Genomic DNA, 2,334 nt, shown 5'->3' with positions numbered 1-2,334 from the left:
AACCTGGCCGGCTTCTGCCGCAACTGCCTGTCGAACTGGTATCGCGAGGCGGCCGAGGCCGACGGCATTGCGCTGACAAAGGACGAATCGCGCGAGATCATCTATGGCATGCCCTATGCCCAATGGCAGGCGCTCAACCAGACCGAAGCCTCCGAGGCCAAGAAGGCTGAGTTCGAGGCCAGGCGGCCGAAGGATCATTGAACGGTCCTATTTGGCTCGCCCCTGCTGCTTTGTCATCCCAGGGTCTGCGCGCGTCGCTTCGTTCCTGCTCGCCCATGGATGGCGAAGGAGGCGTTTCGGCCAAATCTCCAAAGTAGGGCCCATTCCTCACAGGTCCGCGCCTCTTGGTCCAACGCTTCTGCCATAGCGCTTCTTGACTACAAATTGAATCGATCTAATTTGCCGCGCAAAGCATTCGGACTTCAAACCATGAGCGTGCAAACCACAAGGCAAGCCGCGACGCGCGGCCGCTGGGCCGTTGCCGGCATTTTCCTGGCCAATGGCTTTCTCACCGGCAGCTGGGCGCCGCAGATCCCGGTGTTTCTGACCCGGCTGGACATCTCGAAATTCACGCTCGGCCTGCTGATCCTGTTGTTTGGTGTCGGCGCGGTGATGGCGATGACCTGGTGCGGCCATCTCATTTCCAGGCACGGCTCGCGCCCCGTGCTGCGCTGGTTCGGCATCTGCGGCAGTTTCGGCCTGCTGGTCGTGGCACTTGCGCCCAACGTGCCGCTCGCGGCCCTCGCGATGCTCGTCTTCGGCGGCTCGATCGGCGGCATGGACGTCGCCATGAATTCCAACGCGGTGATCGTCGAACGACGGCTCTCCCGCGCCATCATGTCGTCCTCGCATGGCTTCTGGAGCCTCGGCGGCTTCGCCGGCGGCGCGCTTGGTGGCTATTCCATTCAGAACTACGGCTATCTCGCGCATGCGATTGCGGTGACGGCGCTCGCCTTTTTGGTCATCGCCTTTGCTGTTGGCTACCTCATCGCCGACGACAGGCCGCAGGCCGCCGGGCATCAGAAATTTACGCTGCCGCGGCACACAATTGTCTATCTGGTCGGGTTGATGGCGCTGCTCACCATGGTCTCAGAGGGCGCCGTGCTCGACTGGGCCGCGCTCTACCTCCAGCAAGAGCTCGGCGCCGACCTTGCGATTGCCGGCCTCGCCTATGCTGCCTTCTCCGGCGTCATGGCGCTCATGCGCTTTCTCGGCGACGGCGTGCGCAACCGCTTCGGCGCGGTGGCGACGCTGCGCGGCTCGGCGCTTGTCGCTGCCGCCGGCCTGTTCGTGGCGGGCCTCTCCCCCTCGCCTTATCTTGCCATTGCCGCTTTCGCCTTCTGCGGTTTCGGCATCGCCAATATGGTGCCGATCCTGTTTTCGGCCGGCGGCAACCAGGAAGGCTTGTCTTCCGGCACCGGCATGAGCGTCGTGACCACCATGGGGTATTCAGGAATCTTGGTGGCGCCGTCGGCGATCGGCTTCGTCGCCGAGCATTCGAGCTTCGGCCCGATCTTCGTCGCGCTTTCCGGCCTGCTGGTCGTCGTGCTGTTGATGGCAAACTTGGCTCACCGCGCCGAATTCGCCGCCGAGCCTGCGCCGGCGGAGTAGCGCTTCAGCTCTTCATGCAGAAAATCCGCGACGCGCCGGATGCGCATGCTGGTGCGCACGTCACGGTGCATTGCAAGCCACACCGGCAGCTCGGGCAAGGGAACCTCCGGCAACAGCTTCTCCAGTCGAGGATCGCGGCTAGCGAGCGGCTCCTGGCCGATGCCGATGCCATTGCCGGCCCGCACCGCCTCCCACAGCACGATCTGGTTGTCGGTCCTGAAGCGGAAGTTGCTGCGGCTGACCGGGATGCCAAACGCGGTGAGGCCGCGAACGATCTCATCGCTGCGGTCGAAACCGACCAAAGGATGGTCGACGAGATCGCTCGGCTTCTGCGGGCGTCCATGTCGGTCGAGATAGGATTTCGCAGCACATATGCAGAGCGCGATATCGGTGACCTTGCGCGCCATCAGCTCGTTCTGCGCCGGCCTGACCATGCGGATGGCGATGTCGGCGTCGCGCCGCAGCAGGTTCTCGACCTGGTTGGAAGCGACGATCTCGACCTCGATGCCCGGCTCTTCCTCGCCAAGGCGCGCCGTGATCTGCGGCAGCACGCAGGCCGCAACCACCTCCGAGGCAGCGATGCGCACCGTACCCTCGATCGCCTCGACCGAGCCCAGCGCAAGCAATGAGAATGCATTGGCCTGCTCGCTGACTGCCTTTCCGCGCCCGTAGAGTGCGCTGCCTGCCTCCGTCAGTTCGTAGCCGCGCCGCCCGCGCCGGAAC

At 64.3% G+C, this 2,334-nt stretch carries 3 protein-coding genes; 2 read left to right on the top strand and 1 reads right to left on the bottom strand.

The window, feature by feature from the left end:
* Nucleotides 1-201 (top strand): DUF1244 domain-containing protein (locus EOA32_RS36415; RefSeq protein ID WP_128374245.1); only part of this gene is annotated, 201 nt, incomplete at its 5' end.
* A gap of 228 nt (nucleotides 202-429) precedes the next feature.
* Nucleotides 430-1,611: an MFS transporter gene (locus tag EOA32_RS36410; RefSeq protein WP_067001910.1), complete on the top strand. Its 1,182-nt coding sequence runs from the start codon at nucleotides 430-432 to the stop codon at nucleotides 1,609-1,611.
* On the opposite strand, the gene EOA32_RS36405 is transcribed toward EOA32_RS36410, so the two are convergent.
* The coding region (locus tag EOA32_RS36405; protein WP_128374244.1) for a LysR substrate-binding domain-containing protein at nucleotides 1,569-2,334 on the bottom strand (766 nt) is incomplete at its 5' end. The genes EOA32_RS36410 and EOA32_RS36405 overlap by 43 nt on opposite strands.

The organism is Mesorhizobium sp. M1A.F.Ca.ET.072.01.1.1 (assembly GCF_004023325.1).
Classification (GTDB): Bacteria; Pseudomonadota; Alphaproteobacteria; order Rhizobiales; family Rhizobiaceae; genus Mesorhizobium.
Note: the sequence above shows the minus strand (reverse complement) of the source record. Positions and strands in the feature narration are given on the sequence as shown.

Excerpts from the sequence above, each read along its gene's own strand:
- EOA32_RS36410 (WP_067001910.1), top strand. The coding sequence starts at position 430 with ATGAGCGTGCAAACCACAAGGCAAGCCGCGACGCGCGGCCGCTGGGCC.